The sequence below is a fragment of the Cellvibrio japonicus Ueda107 genome, from assembly GCF_000019225.1.
In the GTDB taxonomy this organism is placed as follows: Bacteria; Pseudomonadota; Gammaproteobacteria; order Pseudomonadales; family Cellvibrionaceae; genus Cellvibrio; species Cellvibrio japonicus.
Window position 1 is genome coordinate 2962076 of sequence record NC_010995.1, and the last position, 15261, is coordinate 2977336.

At 51.5% G+C, this 15261-nt stretch carries 12 protein-coding genes; 6 read left to right on the forward strand and 6 right to left on the reverse strand.

The annotated features are described in order from the left end of the window. Positions 1-126: 126 nt before the first annotated feature. From CJA_RS12230 to CJA_RS12250, 5 genes are all read right to left on the reverse strand, one after another. A complete protein-coding gene (locus CJA_RS12230; protein ID WP_158304065.1) occupies positions 127-1650 on the reverse strand; it encodes a sulfite reductase subunit alpha in 1524 nt (507 codons plus the stop codon). A gap of 171 nt (positions 1651-1821) precedes the next feature. Further along, positions 1822-2640 (reverse strand): DUF4198 domain-containing protein, encoded by an 819-nt coding sequence (locus CJA_RS12235; RefSeq protein ID WP_012488132.1) that lies wholly within the window; start codon positions 2638-2640, stop codon positions 1822-1824. A 31-nt stretch (positions 2641-2671) separates the two neighbouring features. After that, the gene (locus CJA_RS12240) at positions 2672-3208 is read right to left on the reverse strand and encodes a DUF2271 domain-containing protein (protein ID WP_012488133.1); all 537 of its coding nucleotides are present in this window, start codon (positions 3206-3208) and stop codon (positions 2672-2674) included. Between the two features lie 9 nt (positions 3209-3217). Next, complete coding sequence (locus tag CJA_RS12245) at positions 3218-3817, reverse strand: PepSY-associated TM helix domain-containing protein (protein ID WP_012488134.1); 600 nt, start codon at positions 3815-3817, stop codon at positions 3218-3220. Positions 3818-3907: 90 nt separating this feature from the next. Continuing rightward, positions 3908-6295, reverse strand: a complete 2388-nt coding sequence (locus CJA_RS12250; RefSeq protein ID WP_012488135.1) for a TonB-dependent receptor domain-containing protein — start codon at positions 6293-6295, stop codon at positions 3908-3910. 381 nt (positions 6296-6676) lie between these two features. Here CJA_RS12250 and CJA_RS12255 point away from each other — a divergent pair, with 381 nt between their 5' ends. After that, complete coding sequence (locus tag CJA_RS12255) at positions 6677-7435, forward strand: substrate-binding periplasmic protein (protein WP_148208870.1); 759 nt, start codon at positions 6677-6679, stop codon at positions 7433-7435. 40 nt (positions 7436-7475) lie between these two features. Here the strand turns inward: CJA_RS12255 and nfuA are convergent, their stop codons facing one another. Next, entirely contained in the window at positions 7476-8069 is a 594-nt protein-coding gene (nfuA, locus tag CJA_RS12260) for a Fe-S biogenesis protein NfuA (protein ID WP_012488137.1), read from the reverse strand. A 294-nt stretch (positions 8070-8363) separates the two neighbouring features. On the opposite strand from nfuA, the gene metH reads away from it, so the two are divergent. The 5 genes from metH (at position 8364) to CJA_RS12285 (ending at position 15243) form a co-directional block, all read left to right on the forward strand. Then, positions 8364-12107: a methionine synthase gene (gene metH, locus CJA_RS12265; protein WP_012488138.1), complete on the forward strand. Its 3744-nt coding sequence runs from the start codon at positions 8364-8366 to the stop codon at positions 12105-12107. Positions 12108-12191: 84 nt separating this feature from the next. Beyond that, positions 12192-12734: a DUF6942 family protein gene (locus tag CJA_RS12270; protein ID WP_012488139.1), complete on the forward strand. Its 543-nt coding sequence runs from the start codon at positions 12192-12194 to the stop codon at positions 12732-12734. Between the two features lie 39 nt (positions 12735-12773). Next, positions 12774-13406 carry a DUF2238 domain-containing protein gene (locus tag CJA_RS12275; RefSeq protein WP_012488140.1) on the forward strand — a complete coding sequence of 211 codons (633 nt, stop codon included), beginning with the start codon at positions 12774-12776 and terminating at the stop codon, positions 13404-13406. A 180-nt stretch (positions 13407-13586) separates the two neighbouring features. Next, positions 13587-13937: a helix-turn-helix domain-containing protein gene (locus CJA_RS12280; protein WP_012488141.1), complete on the forward strand. Its 351-nt coding sequence runs from the start codon at positions 13587-13589 to the stop codon at positions 13935-13937. A 1-nt stretch (position 13938) separates the two neighbouring features. After that, positions 13939-15243 (forward strand): type II toxin-antitoxin system HipA family toxin, encoded by a 1305-nt coding sequence (locus tag CJA_RS12285; RefSeq protein WP_012488142.1) that lies wholly within the window; start codon positions 13939-13941, stop codon positions 15241-15243. Positions 15244-15261 lie beyond the last annotated feature (18 nt).

Here is a 15261-nt window from a genome sequence, read left to right on the forward strand (position 1 = left end):
CACAACCTGCAAGTCAGGAAAAGGAATTCAGAAGCTGAAGTATACCTGTGCTCGCGAGCGACTCCAGTAGCCAGTGACGAGTTACACACTGATTACACAATTGTGTGCAAGTGTTAATGGGAGTGGTTAATAAACATCCCGCCGATAGCGTCCGTTTTCGGATAAGGATTCCAAACATTCTGCGCCGAAAATTTGCGTGAGTGCCTGGTCAACACCCTGAGCCATTCCATGCAAACTGCCACACACATAAATGGCTGCGCCGCGATTAATCCACGCACGCAATTGTTCCCTGTGCAAAGGCAATAAATCCTGCACATAACAAGGCCCGGCATCAATTGCATCACGCGAGTAAACGCAATGCAGTTGTGTTAACAATCCGGACTGCTGCCAATGCAACAGGTCTGCTGCAAAAAAAGCATCATGGGCAAGGCTGCGCTCACCAAATAACAACCAATTCTCACTCGCAACAGCAGCGCTGGCACGAGCCGCTAAATGGGAGCGCAGGCCGGCAATACCCGTACCGTTACCAATTAAGATCAGGGGTGTAGCAATCGACGGGGAATGAAAATGGGGATTACTGCGAATACGTAAACGAATGGACGACTTCAGCGGGGCATATTCGGTTAACCATCCCGACCCCAAGCCCAATTGTTGCTGTGCATTGCGCACCTGACGCACCAGCAAATCCAGTGAACCTTCTGCTGGAACAGAGGCAATGGAATACTCGCGGTGGGGCAGCTCAGGCAAATGGGCAAGCACATCATTGATGGCAAGGGGTTGAAGCAGCACCACTTGATCATCATCAATACGCAGGTCACGAGTCAGTAACAATTCAGGTGCAATATCTGTGCGCGCCAATCGCTGCACAAAATCCGTGATAGCACCAGGGGTATTACAAGGACCAATCTCTGCAATATCACCTGCCTGCCAGGTATCGACCGCAACCTGCTCACTTGACGGTTGCAAACGCACATGGAAAGCAGGAGCCCCCAGACTACCGGGATTGGCACACTGGCGCCCACACAATATCCAATCCTGGTACCGGGGCGTACTCCAATCGACAAATTGCGTTTGGCCCGTTAACTGGCCGAGGTAATACTGCCAGTGGCGCAACGCACTTTCATCCAGGCGATCCACCTCGATAATGTCAGTCAAACACTGGGCACCGCGCTGATGTAATTCACGGTAAACACTGTGGGCAAAGCCACAGAAGTGGGTATAACTGGCATCGCCCAGGGCTAAAATGGCCAGCTGCACATGCGCCAGTTGCCCCGGAGCCAAGGTGCGCAGGTTGCGTGCAATAAAGCGATTCGCATTGTCTGGCGGCTCTCCCTCACCATAAGTGCTCAGTACCAGTAAACACAGCGTCGCTTGCTGCAAGCGTTCAGCGTCCAGGCGATTCAGGGGCAGGAGTTCTACCCGCCTACCCGCCTGTTGCAATTGTGCAGCTGTCTGTTGGGCGATGCGCAGGGCATTGCCACCCTGACTGGCGTACCCCAATAAAATAACCTTCCCATTGGAGCCACTGGTCGCAATAACGCTCGTCGTTTGTTGACGGCGATAATGTCGCCAAACAAACACACAGAAAGCACTGTAAACCAACAGCAGTGCAAAGGCAGAAACCAGTGAGTGGATAGGTGGGAGAATCACAGGAGTGAGCTCAATCAACTGGCCAGCAATCGCCGGATACATAAGTGACAGGGAAATAGGTAAAACCCAATTCCTGTTGCATAGGATTTAAACCAGCAACTGCTGCACCCTTGCAAATTCCACCAAGAGTGCAGTCTCTGCCATGTTATAAAACCCGACATTAATACAATCTTATTCGGGTAATACCTCAAATGTAGCCACATAGCTGCCACTGCGAGAAGTTGCAGGCTTTTTGGCCTTGTTGTCGCGATAAGATGCGCTCAACCAGTACATGCCCGCCTGCGGCCAGGTAATGGAAAAAGCACCGTCTTTCCCTGTCTCAACATTGATAGACGCCTGGTCATTACGGTAGCGCATACCACCGGGAATAATTTCTACCTTGGCACCCACGGCAGGTTTGCCATCGATCAGCAACTTAAACTGGGCGCTCTCACCCGCAAACAAATCATTCGGGTGAGTCACAGGTACCAACTCCAACCCCTGGTTGGTAGGCTTCAGTACATCCTTAGACGGTTCACCGGCGGTGACGAAGGTTTCCATGCGACGCGAGAACTGGCTCACTTCCAGGTTTTTGGCTTTTTTCGGTACGGCTTTTTCAAAATCACCGGGCTTTGGCGTTTCACCACGACCGGGCCAGAATTTGCGCTCACCGTCTTCGGTTTCCCAGCGCGCCGACAAACCATTGTTGGCCGTAAATACTTTATAGGTACCGCGCTGCTTCAGGTTTAGGTCGAAGGTGGTACGGTATTTACCCGAGTGGGCATTTTGAATCTCTACAGTGGTTCCATCGGGGCCGGCCACCTGCAGGCTGTTGATATTCATAGCATGGTAGTCGGTGTGGAAAATATCATTGGAAATAGCCGCATCAAAGGTCACCCAGGGATCATCACTGGACAATACCGTGGCAGCAGGCAAAATCCAGGCGCGGTGAGCTTGAGCAGAAACAGAAACAGCCAACAGTGCGGCGACAGTCAATAATTTCATTTTCATAACAATTACCTTCTTATCCTGTAAGTTGTAATTAGGGTTTGATATTCAGCTGGACAGCACCCAACTCGCTGCTGCCCTGCCCCTGCAGGTTTTGCGCATCCTGCACTGGCCAGGTGAAGGGAATTTGCACCAGTTCACGACCACCGACTTCGCGCGCCGCCTCCACAATCAGTTTGTATTCACCCGCGGGCAAATTACCCAGGGGAACCTCGCCCTGCCGGAAAGTCACCTCATGTTTTCCAGGTGCACGGGTGGCGCCACTGACACCATCTACCGGCATGGTGAGCGAGCGGCCACTGCGACGCCACCACTGCACCATATCCTTCAACCATTTTTCGCCTTCATTGTTTTTCATCTTCACGTCATACCACACCGCCAGGTTGATGATCGATGAGCGGTCGTGGTTTTCAATCCAGATAGCCACATAGGGACGATGGTATTCCGCTACATTCAAGCGTGGGATCTCGACTGACACCTGCAACTCGGAGGCAATCACCGGCAGGCTTGCCAGGAGCCCTGTCGCAACCCCTAATAAGATTCGACGCAATAACATTCGATGCGATGACATGCTGTGTCCTCAGTGAATAAACAAAAGAATTAATACCCAGGGTAGAACCAATCCAAGCCCGACCATCGGCCAGGTAGAAGGACGGCTGCCCGCGTGGCGCTGCAATAAAACCAACCCGGTTACACAAAAAATAATGCACGCCAGGGCGAAGACATCCAAAAACCAAAACCAGACCAGGCCGGTATTTCGCCCTTTGTGCAAATCGTTAAAATAGGAAACCCAGCCGCGATCGGTTTTTTCATAAAACACATCGCCAGCCTGTGTATCTATGGTCATCCAGGCATCACCACCTGGACGTGGCAGCGACAAATACACTTCACCATCACTCCACTCGGCAGCGCGACCTGCAACCAGAATACGGTGCTCATCCCTCAACCACTGGCCCACAGCCTCAGGCAAAGGGGCTTTTTCGTTTTCAATATCACCCTGCAACAAAACCAATAGGTGTTCCGGCAACTGTGTTTCTACCTGGGTAATGTTTGGTGTGGCAGGAATTTGCGAGGCATGGTTAAGCGTGATACCGGTAATAGCAAACAACAACATCCCCACCAGACAGATGGCGGAGCTAATCCAGTGCCATTGGCGGATGCTACCGACATAAATTTTCATGAACTATCTTCGCTACCACCTTAAAACCGGAGCCCCCTCCATAAACAGCAAGGGGGCAAATCGCTAAATCACAACACGAATGACAAACTATTAGAAACGAACGTTGACACCTAACCAAATGTTACGTGCCTTGTCCTTGTTGTTGTAATCATCATAAAACAAGGTTTCGTTACGTCCAGAGCCACCAACGTTGGTATCGATATAATCGCCATCGTTATTTAAATCGCGGAACTCAGCGCGATAAGTCGTGAAATCACGATCCAGCAAGTTGTTGATACGCACGTTAAAGGTCACTGATTCACTCGCTTTATAGGATGCGCCCAAATGCAGCACTTCATAATCCTTAAAGCTCAACTCTTCGCCGGTAATCACATGCACACCACGATAACGCTTGGATCGCGCTTCTGCCGTCAGGAACACATTAAACACTGATGATACCTTCCAATCCAGGGTGGTATTGGCCATGTGCTTGGCACTATTGCCCAGTGGACGCCCTTTATTGGCACCACTTTTTTGCTCACTGTCGGTATAGGTGTAATTAGCGCGAAGCGACACATTGTCGACAATGTGCCAGCGGCCAGCCAACTCGGCACCGTCGATAACTACCTCATCAATATTGACTGTCTTGCTGCTCGTTGTATACCCAAGATCAGCATAGTCACCTGTGCTTGAGCAAGCGATATTGGTACCGGCACCACAAGGCTCTGATGACAACTTGTCATCAAACTCATTTCTGAAAAAAGTAATATTGAAATTATGGCCATTAGGGTGCTGCCAATAAGCCGCAACTTCGGTAGTCCTACTGGTTTCCGGTTTCAGATCAGGGTTACCAAACATTGGCGATACGCCCTGTCCACCAAAGCCAACCACACCATCATAAAGTTGCGTTGTTTTCGGTGTTTTGAAACCTGTACTGACACCACCCTTGAATGTCCACTCTTCGCTCAGGGTATACACACCATAGAGACGTGGGCTCAAATGATCACCAAACACTTCGTGATCGTCATGACGCAATCCTGCAGTAATGGCCAAAGGCTCAATCACATACCAGGTGTCTTCAGCAAACAGTGAGTACATGTTATGTTCCTGCACACCACCGGGCACGCCAGACTCCATACCGAACACACCATCTTCCAACTCACCTTGAATCACTTGGGCACCAACAACAGTAACATGTTGCTGGCCCGCTAATTCATACGGCATATCCAGCTTGGCATCCAGCGTGTATTGGCTGCTTTTCAGAGTACGCTTGGGGCGCGGTAAAAAAGTTTCTTCCGCCAGGGCGCGACGCTGGGCAGTCGTCAAACCGACATAAGCACCAGTGCCATCCCACATTTCCTGGAGTTGCGCGCGCTCAGCCACTGTAAATGGCAATGTACGACCAAGGTTGTCGGTATCGACATAGGACAAAGAAACAAAACTGTTACCAAAGCTCCAGTTACCTTCATGGGTCAACGACCAAGTATCACGCGTAAATTCCTGCGTTGGGCTATAGCCAACCTGTGGTGCAACACGCGTGGTTCCATTGACGTTAGCGGTACGCCATACAGAGGCGATGTTATCCACAGTTCCCACGGGGTATTCATACTCACCGGCATCGTTCAAGCGAGGTGTATTGTCATACTCTTGTGTTGATGTGTCGGCGTCGAACCACAGTGACTGGTTGTCAGTTGGCGTCCATGAAAGGCGTATACCCAGCACCTGGTTTTCATTATCGACAGTCTTACCACCACCACCAAAGCCCAGTGAACGGATACGTTCAACACCGGCAGGATCAGTAACACTTTCATAGGTTGGGTTGGATGCCAGGCGATTGTAGGCACTACCGCGCACACTCAGGCCTAATTTCCCGGGAATAAGGGGACCCATCACATTAAAGTCGGTTGTAATGTCATCGCCGAAGGCATCATTGCTTTCGATGGTGCGACTGTGGCTAACGGATCCCTGCCACTTATCGGTGACTTTTTTGGTAATAATGTTGATAACACCACCCATGGCATCCGCTCCGTAGAGAGTCGATGCAGGGCCACGAATGACTTCAACACGCTCAATCGCATCCAGTGGAGGGATATGCCCAAATTGATTGCCACCAAAGTTGTTGGGATAAATATCACCATGGTTATTTTGGCGCTTACCATCAACCAAAATGAGCGTGTAATCAGACCCCATACCACGCATGGAGATAGTGCCCTGACCGGTTTTATCACGGGTTTCACCAACATCAACCCCTTCCAGGTCACGCACAGCATCCAGCAAAGTGGCATAAGGACGCTCAGATAACTCCTCTGCAGAAACTACCGAAATACTGGCAGGTGCGTCGGTAACCTTTTGCTCATAACCAGCGGCAGACACCACGACTTTTTGTAATTGCTTCTTGTCTTCTGCTTCATTGGTTTCTGCATAGGTACCTGCTGCAAACGCCAATGCGGCTATAGAACCGATTGCTTGAGGTAACAATGCCTTGGGAAAATGTGTCATGTTTCACTCCTAACTGCCCAATTTATGATCTAACCGTAAAAAATTCGCAAAATACTAACAATAATTATTATCATTAACAATATAAAAGATATTCAAAATAGCAATAAGTGCATATACACCTCTTTACATGCCCTAACGACAGGTAATTGGCTCATAGCTGCAGAACAGTCAGGGAATAGAAAATAAGAAGGGGGTAAGTAACGGTCTGAGATTAATTATCATTGACACTTTTTATGCAGGCCAACCCCATGTTTTGCCCCAAAAGCAGGAAATAAACCCCCTCCTCTTGCGAGAGAGTCATTTAACTTATTGCTCATATAACTATTTATGATTAGCCTTGAGCGAGGGAATACCAAGACAACATTAAGCGATATCAACACTATGAACCTACGACGCCATCGACTCTGGCTTATGCTGTGCCTGAGCCTGGCATTTACCGCTATGGCCGAGTCGCCAGGCGGTAAGCCTGTTCACATCCGTTTGGGAGCTGAAAACTCCTGGCCGCCCTACTCCGACGAGCAGGGTTTGGGAATTTCCACAAACCTGGTTCGGGCAGCTTTTAGCCGCCGTGGTATAGAGCCCAGTTTCTACGTACAACCCTACGCCCGTGTTTTACATGACCTTAAAGCGGGGAAAATTGATGGTGGCTATAACGTCACCCTTCAGGAGTCCACTCGCCATCTCTATATTTTTGGCCGGGAGCCTCTGCTGGTCCTCAAATCCTATTGGTACTTTCAGCCAGGACAGCATCCCGATATCAAGCGACTTGAAGACATACCGGAAGGATTTCGGGTAGGGGTTATCATCGACTACGAATATGGCGATGCCTACGAAGCCGTGCGTAGTCACTTTCGGGAAATCAAGGTATCCCAGCAAGCCCAGTTAATACGCTTGCTAAAACAGGGACGGATCGATGCAGCGCTGATGTTTGAACAAGAAGCCGAATACGCCCTTAACAAACTGGAGATACCCATCGCCACACTGGACAAACGTTTTCTGAGTCACAGGGGTGGCGTCTATGTTGCGTTTTCACGTAAAAACCCCCAGGCCAGGTGGCTGGCGAGGGAGTTGGACAAAGGATTGCAGGCGCTCAAAGAGTCCGGGGAATATGCGCAATTGATAACAGTCACTCCACCATAAAAAGCCAGTCAGGCACAGATTCCCCAAGGAACCTTAACTATTACATATAGGCGTTGGAGCGATCCGAATGGTCTGTGACATCGCGGATACCCTTTAACTCGGGCAACTTATCCATCAACTGAACCTCAATCCCCTGCTTCAGCGTCAACGCCACTGAACCGCATCCCTGGCAGCCACCGCCAAACTTCAGGATCGCAATCATATCCTCAGTCACTTCCACCAGGCTCACATTGCCGCCATGCGCCGCCAGGCTGGGATTGACATCGTTATAAAGCACATAGTTAATCCTGTCCTCCAATGGGCTATCGTCGGTAACCCGGGGCATCTTGGAGTTGGGGGCACGGATTGTCAGTTGGCCACCCATACGATCAGGGGAATAATCCACTTTGGCATCTTCCAGGAACGGCAGGCTGCGCTCCTCAAAATATGCCTTAAATCCATTCAGGGGCACGATAACATCCCCTTCTTTTTCTTCTCCCGGACGACAGTAAGCAATACAGGTTTCCGCTTGGGGGGTACCTGGATTGGCTACAAACATACGGATACCTATACCGTCATTATCCTTCTGCTTATCAAGCAACTCTTTCAGATACGTTTGGGCTGGCTCGGTAATTTCGACATTGACGTTTTGCATACAACCAGTAACTCTCGGCTTTTTCTCATTGGACAGGCGATATACCTGATTAAAATACTCGGGTATTCTACTGTAAAGCCAATAGGATAAAAACCGCGAAAGCCCTATGGATAGTCATAAATTTTGGCTATAAAAAGTCATAACAACACCGCCATCCTCAGTTCCCCGAATCATCTTGCGCCTGGAGCCCAAATAATGGGGAGTTTCTGCTAGAATTTGCGTCACTTTTCTATATCAATTTTTTTTGATATTGCCTCAGCTCTCCTGGGCAATATCCCGTGTTAAAGGTTATCCATGACTGTACCCGCCGCCCTGCACGCACGCCCCGCCGCTTTAGAAACACGAATAAGCGCCCTTTACCAAGCCATTCGCGAACGCATACTCATCCTCGACGGCGGCATGGGCACCATGATCCAAAGCTACAAGCTGAAAGAGGCGGACTATCGCGGCGCGCGCTTTGCCGATTACCACATGGATATCGCTGGCAACAATGACCTGCTGTCTATCACCAAACCCGAGGTGATCCGCGACATCCAGCGCGCCTATCTGGACGCCGGTGCCGATATCCTCGAAACCAACACCTTTAATGCCACGCGCATTTCCATGGCCGACTACGACATGGAAGACCTGGTACCCGAACTCAACTACGCCGCCGCCAGGCTGGCGCGCGAACTGTGCGACGAATTTACCGCCGCCAACCCGGCCAAGCCGCGTTTTGTAGCAGGCGTGCTCGGCCCCACCAGCCGCACCTGTTCCATTTCGCCCGATGTCAATGACCCGGGCGCGCGCAACGTGACCTTCGACCAGTTGGTAGAAAATTATGTCGAGGCAACTGATTCACTGGTAAAAGGCGGCGCCGATATTATTTTGATCGAAACTGTGTTCGATACCCTCAATGCCAAGGCGGCGGTATTTGCGGTGCAGCAGTATTTTGACCAGGCAGGTTTTGAGCTGCCGATTATGATTTCCGGCACCATTACCGATGCCTCCGGCCGCACCCTGTCCGGCCAGACCACCGAGGCCTTTTACAATTCGCTGGCCCACGCCCGCCCGCTCAGCATGGGTTTGAACTGCGCCCTGGGTGCCAAAGAGCTGCGTCAATATGTGCAGGAATTATCGCGTGTGGCCAACTGCTTCGTCAGTGCCCACCCCAACGCCGGCCTGCCCAACGAGTTCGGTGAATATGACCAAACCGCGCAGGAAATGGTGGAGATTGTCGAAGAATTCGCCGCAAGCGGCTTCCTGAATATTATCGGTGGCTGCTGCGGCACCACACCGGCGCACATCAAAGCCATTGCCGATGCCATGGCCAAATACCCGCCGCGCCCGCTCCCTGCTATCGAACCCGCCTGTCGCCTGTCTGGCCTGGAGCCCTTCAACATCACCAGAGACTCACTTTTCGTCAACGTGGGCGAGCGCTGTAACGTAACCGGCTCGGCGCGTTTCAAGCGTTTGATTGTGGAAGAGGATTACACCACCGCATTGGAAGTCGCCCTGGAGCAAGTGGAAAACGGGGCACAGGTCATCGATATCAACATGGACGAAGGCATGCTCGATGCCGAAAAAGCCATGGTGCGTTTTTTGAATTTAATCGCAGGCGAACCGGATATCGCCCGTGTGCCCATTATGGTGGATTCATCCAAATGGGAAGTCATCGAAGCCGGCCTAAAATGTATCCAAGGCAAGCCCATTGTGAACTCTATTTCGCTTAAAGAAGGCGAAGAGGAGTTTTTACACAAAGCCAAATTGTGTATGCGCTATGGCGCCGCCGTGGTGGTGATGGCCTTCGATGAAACCGGCCAGGCCGACACCATGGCGCGCAAAATGGAGATCTGTGCGCGCTCCTACCGCACCCTGGTCGATAAACTCGATTTCCCGCCCGAAGATATTATTTTCGACCCGAATATTTTTGCGGTAGCCACCGGTATTGAAGAGCACAACAACTACGCTGTGGACTTTATCGAAGCCACCCGTTGGATTCGCACGCACCTGCCCCACGCCGGTGTCAGCGGCGGCGTGTCTAACGTGTCCTTCTCTTTCCGCGGCAACAACCCGGTGCGCGAGGCCATTCACTCGGTCTTTTTGTACCATGCCATCAAAGCCGGTATGAATATGGGCATCGTCAACGCCGGGCAACTGGCGCTCTACGACGATCTGCCGCAGGAGCTTAAAGACAAGGTCGAAGACGTCATTCTCAACCGCCACAGCGGTGCCACCGAAGCACTGCTCGATATCGCCGAAAAATATCGCGGTGACGGCAATACAGGCGATAAAAAAGAAGACCTGGAGTGGCGCTCACTTCCTATTGCCAAGCGCATTGAACACGCCCTGGTCAAAGGTATTTCTACCTATATCGAAGCGGATACCGAAGAAGCACGCCAACACTATCCACGCCCGTTGGATGTGATTGAAGGTCCACTGATGGATGGCATGAATGTAGTGGGTGATTTGTTTGGCGCCGGTAAAATGTTTTTACCACAGGTGGTGAAATCCGCGCGCGTGATGAAACAATCGGTGGCTTATTTGCAGCCCTATATCGAAGCGGAAAAAACCGAAGCCTCCAAGCCCAATGGCAAAATCCTTATGGCCACGGTAAAGGGCGATGTGCATGACATCGGCAAAAATATTGTGGGGGTCGTGTTGCAATGTAATAACTTCGAAGTGGTTGACCTGGGCGTAATGGTGCCCTGCGACAAAATCCTCGATACCGCTATCTCACAAAATTGCGACATCATTGGCCTGTCCGGTTTAATTACCCCCTCACTGGATGAAATGGTGTTTGTGGCACGCGAAATGGAGCGTCGCGGCATTAATAAACCCCTATTGATTGGCGGTGCTACTACGTCCAAGGCACACACCGCCGTCAAAATCGATCCGGTTTTCCACCTCAACCAAGTGGTGTATGTACCCGATGCCTCACGCGCGGTGGGTATCGCCAGCACACTGTTGTCCGATGAACTGCGCCCCAAGTTTGTCGATGATGTCAAACAGGAATATGTTCAAGTGCGCGAGCGCAATGCCAACCGCAAACCACGCGGCACTGTGCGCACTTACCCGGAAGCCATCGCCAAAGGCTTGAAACTGGACTGGGAAAACTACATCCCACCGACACCGGCCTTTACCGGGGTAAAAGTGTTTGAAGACTACGATCTGAATATCCTGGTGGATTTTATCGATTGGACGCCTTTCTTTATCAGTTGGGACTTGGCCGGTAAATTCCCGCGTATCCTCAACGATGAAATTGTGGGTGAAGCCGCACGCGCACTCTGGGCCGATGCGCAAGCCATGCTACGTAAGCTGATTGACGAAAAACTGATTAAGGCTAACGGCGTTATCGGTTTCTGGCCAGCGAATACTGTGAATACCGATGACATTGCCGTATTTGATTCGGCAGGAAAACAACTTTCCATCTTGCATCACATTCGCCAACAACATTTAAAACAAGGCAACGAAAGTAAACCGCACATGTCACTCGCGGATTTTGTCGCCCCTAAAGAAAGCGGCAAACAGGATTACATCGGCGGCTTTGCGGTGACTACCGGCATAGGTGCGGAAGAACTCGCAAAGGAATACCAAAACAAAGGCGACGACTACAACAGCATCATGGTCAAAGCTCTCGCCGACCGTTTGGCCGAAGCTTTTGCTGAACATATGCACCAACGTGTACGCAGAGAATTCTGGGGCTACGACCGCGATGAAAATCTAGATAACGAAGCGCTAATCAAAGAACAATACAGAGGCATCCGCCCCGCCCCCGGCTACCCGGCGTGTCCGGATCACACCGAAAAAGCATCGCTGTTTAAGTTGCTCGATGCCGAGCAAAATACCGGCATCACCCTAACCGAACACTTCGCCATGCTGCCTACTGCCGCTGTCTCCGGCTGGTATTTCTCACATCCGGAATCGGTGTATTTCAATACCGATAAAATTGAAAAAGACCAGGTGGAAAGTTTGGCTCAGCGTAAAGGGGTGAGTGTTGCAGAGGTAGAGCGGTGGTTAAGTCCGGTGTTGGCCTATGAGCCGGGTACAGCAGAATAGTTAGCAGCAAGCAGCATTATTTTGGTGCTTACGATAAACCTGCACAAATTTCACTTCCATCACCCATTGCAATACAACAGGAGAATGGGCTTGTCACATCAACCACATCTCCACCCCCTGATCGGTTTGGGGGCATCATCCAGCGACATACATTTCTACATCGCCAATCGCCCACCGATGGATGACTATCCAACCCTGGCTGAATTGCGCGGGTTGGCCGCGGGTGAATTGGCGCATATCGTCAAACACACCAGCAATCACTGGCGCAAAGCTTTTAATGTCTATGCCAAATTGCTGTTTGATTGGTACACACAGCAAGGGCGCAAAGACCTGCCCGCCCGTTGGCAGGAATACCGGGACCTGGAACTTTTCCAACCCCACTCAAGGGAGGCTTTGGTTTTTAGCCCTCTGCCGCCCCCTCAGGTCACCACCCACACACTCAAGATTATTGCCGGGAAAACCTACGCTGCCCGGTTGGATTTACCCCCCCTGGTTTGGCTGGATGCACACTTTGCTATCAATCGGGATCACCACATTATTGTGGCGCCCTATCCGGATTACCGTCAGTTATCGAATGAGCGGATTGCGCGTTTGATCGAATTGATGCAGGCCATGCTTTCTCCGTAAAATTCGACCAATAAACAACCCCTTACACAAGGATCAGGTATGCCGACCCAAAGCCACCTCCACACACCTATTCACCTTGCCATGCTGGTTCTATTAGCCATCAGCCTGGTCGCCTCTGGATGGCAACCCTATGACCGGGCAACCTGGTTGATGGAGGTTGCGCCGGTCTTGATTGCCATTCCCATCCTGTGGTTTACACGCCGGTCCTTCCCGCTCACGGAACTGCTTTACTGGTGTATTTTTTTCCATGCGCTGGTGTTGATCCTCGGTGGAGCCTATACCTATGCCCGGGTTCCCCTGGGCTTTATGCTGCAGGACTGGTTTGAGTTATCGCGCAACCCCTACGATAAAATCGGTCACTTCTTCCAGGGTTTTGTACCGGCCCTTGTCGCGCGGGAGATTTTATTGCGCAAGGAGATTGTGCGAGGACGCACCATGATGGCGTTTATTGTGCTGTGTATCGTGCTGGCTATCAGCGCCACCTATGAACTGATTGAATGGGCTGCCGCCCTTGCCCTGGGCCAGGGGGCGGACGAGTTCCTCGGCACCCAGGGCGACCCCTGGGATACGCAGTCCGATATGTTTTTGGCCTTGATCGGGGGTATAGCAGCACTGGTGCTATTTGCACGCTGGCATGATACGCAGCTGCAAAAAATACCCTCCTTCCCTTGAACCATCGGTGCTGAAGCCGCGTGTATGACACTCAAATAAAGAACCTAAAAATACCTTTAAAGTCAAAAATAACAAAATAGAAGGTAAAAAATAACCCATAAATTGATATTATTTAATAAGAGGTATATTTTACCCCTTAATCGCAAAAATTAATCAATTTAAGGTAATAAAATACTCATTATGAATATTTACTCCATGACAAATCCGGCAATAACAGCTGCCCTGGGTGAGCGACTGGAGGAGTGGCGCCTCACCAGGAACATGACCCAACAGATGCTAGCAGCAGAAATTGGCATCACCCCCAAGAGCTACCGCCAGTTGGTTGCCGGTGGTGGCAAGCTGGAAAACTACATCGCCGCCCTGCGAGCGCTGCACAAGCTGGATTTGCTGGAGAACCTGTTAGCCCCTGTCCCTATAAGTCCATTACAGCAATTGAAGATGCGCGGCAAAGAACGGCAACGGGCTCGCCCCACACTCAGTAAGTCTCAACCTGGGGGAATGGCCCCGGAAGAACAGGGAGTCGATTGGTGATATGCAAAACCTGGCTGAAGTCTGGTTGTGGGACCACCTGGTAGGCGCCTTGGCATGGCAACCAGAGTATGGGTTTGCCAGCTTTGAATACACGCCTGAGTGGGTGAGCCTCGGCACCCAGATTGCCCCTTTGCATATGGTTGCAACCCCTGACGGGCGTATCTTCCAGTTCCCGCAGCTCAATCGCGATACCTGGAAAGGCCTGCCCGCCTGCTTTGCCGATACCCTGCCGGATGATTTTGGCAATGCGGTGATCAATGCCTGGCTCGCACGCAATGGTCGCGACCCCGCCAGTTTCACCCCCCTGGAAAGGTTGCTCTATACCGGCAAGCGCGGGATGGGAGCCCTGGAATATGCACCGGCGCTCAAACGCGCCCAGGGCAAAGCCGGACGTCTGGAACTGGAGTCGCTGATCCAGATGGCCCAGCAGGTGCTCAACCAGCGCAACCATGCCCAAAGCCACCTGCATGAACAGGAAGACCTGAGCGGGATCCTGCAGGTCGGTACTTCTGCTGGCGGTGCGCGCGCCAAGGCGCTGGTGGCCATCAACCAGGCCCGCACCGAAATACGCTCCGGCCAGGTAGATGCTCCCCAAGGCTTTGAACATTACTTACTGAAGTTTGATGGCGTGGTTGAACACGGCAGTGCACAGGAAGCCTTTGGTGACCCACAGGGTTTTGGCCGTATGGAGTTTGCTTACTACCTGATGGCAAAAGAGGTGGGTATCGATATTTCCCCCTGCGAACTACTGCCCGATGGCGAACGCGCCCACTTCCTCACCAAGCGCTTTGATCGCCAGGGCAATCACAAATTGCACTACCAGTCCCTGTGCGCCATGGATCATGCCGATTTCAAGCGCCCCGGGCACTATAGCTATGAGCAACTGTTTGTGGTCGCACGCCAGTTGCGGCTAAGCCGTGCCGAAGCCGTCGACATTTACCGGCGCATGGTCTTTAACATTGTGGCGCGCAATCATGATGACCACCCCAAAAACACCGGTTTCCTGTTGGATTCACTCCACAGCCGTTGGCGCCTGGCACCGGCATTTGATATTGCCTATAGCTACAAACCGGGGTCGCCCTGGGTTAATGCGCACCAGCTTAGCCTGAACGGAAAACGCGATGACTTTACGCGTGAAGATTTATTGGCGGCCGCTAAACTGATCAGCAATTTCCGCCGCGAGGCCGAGCAGATTATCGAACACGTCATCGATACTCTCAGTCACTGGGATGATTATGCCCGACAGGCCGATGTCCCTGTTGGGCTCCAGCGCGACATCAAGCAACACCTGAGGCTCACACTCTAATCCAATAACAATACACAG

Coding starts and splice junctions, on each gene's coding strand:
- CJA_RS12235 (WP_012488132.1), bottom strand. CDS start 2,640: ATGAAAATGAAATTATTGACTGTCGCCGCACTGTTGGCTGTTTCTGTT.
- CJA_RS12240 (WP_012488133.1), bottom strand. CDS start 3,208: ATGTCATCGCATCGAATGTTATTGCGTCGAATCTTATTAGGGGTTGCG.
- CJA_RS12245 (WP_012488134.1), bottom strand. CDS start 3,817: ATGAAAATTTATGTCGGTAGCATCCGCCAATGGCACTGGATTAGCTCC.
- CJA_RS12250 (WP_012488135.1), bottom strand. CDS start 6,295: ATGACACATTTTCCCAAGGCATTGTTACCTCAAGCAATCGGTTCTATA.
- CJA_RS12255 (WP_148208870.1), top strand. CDS start 6,677: ATGAACCTACGACGCCATCGACTCTGGCTTATGCTGTGCCTGAGCCTG.
- nfuA (WP_012488137.1), bottom strand. CDS start 8,069: ATGCAAAACGTCAATGTCGAAATTACCGAGCCAGCCCAAACGTATCTG.
- metH (WP_012488138.1), top strand. CDS start 8,364: ATGACTGTACCCGCCGCCCTGCACGCACGCCCCGCCGCTTTAGAAACA.
- CJA_RS12270 (WP_012488139.1), top strand. CDS start 12,192: ATGGGCTTGTCACATCAACCACATCTCCACCCCCTGATCGGTTTGGGG.
- CJA_RS12275 (WP_012488140.1), top strand. CDS start 12,774: ATGCCGACCCAAAGCCACCTCCACACACCTATTCACCTTGCCATGCTG.
- CJA_RS12280 (WP_012488141.1), top strand. CDS start 13,587: ATGAATATTTACTCCATGACAAATCCGGCAATAACAGCTGCCCTGGGT.
- CJA_RS12285 (WP_012488142.1), top strand. CDS start 13,939: ATGCAAAACCTGGCTGAAGTCTGGTTGTGGGACCACCTGGTAGGCGCC.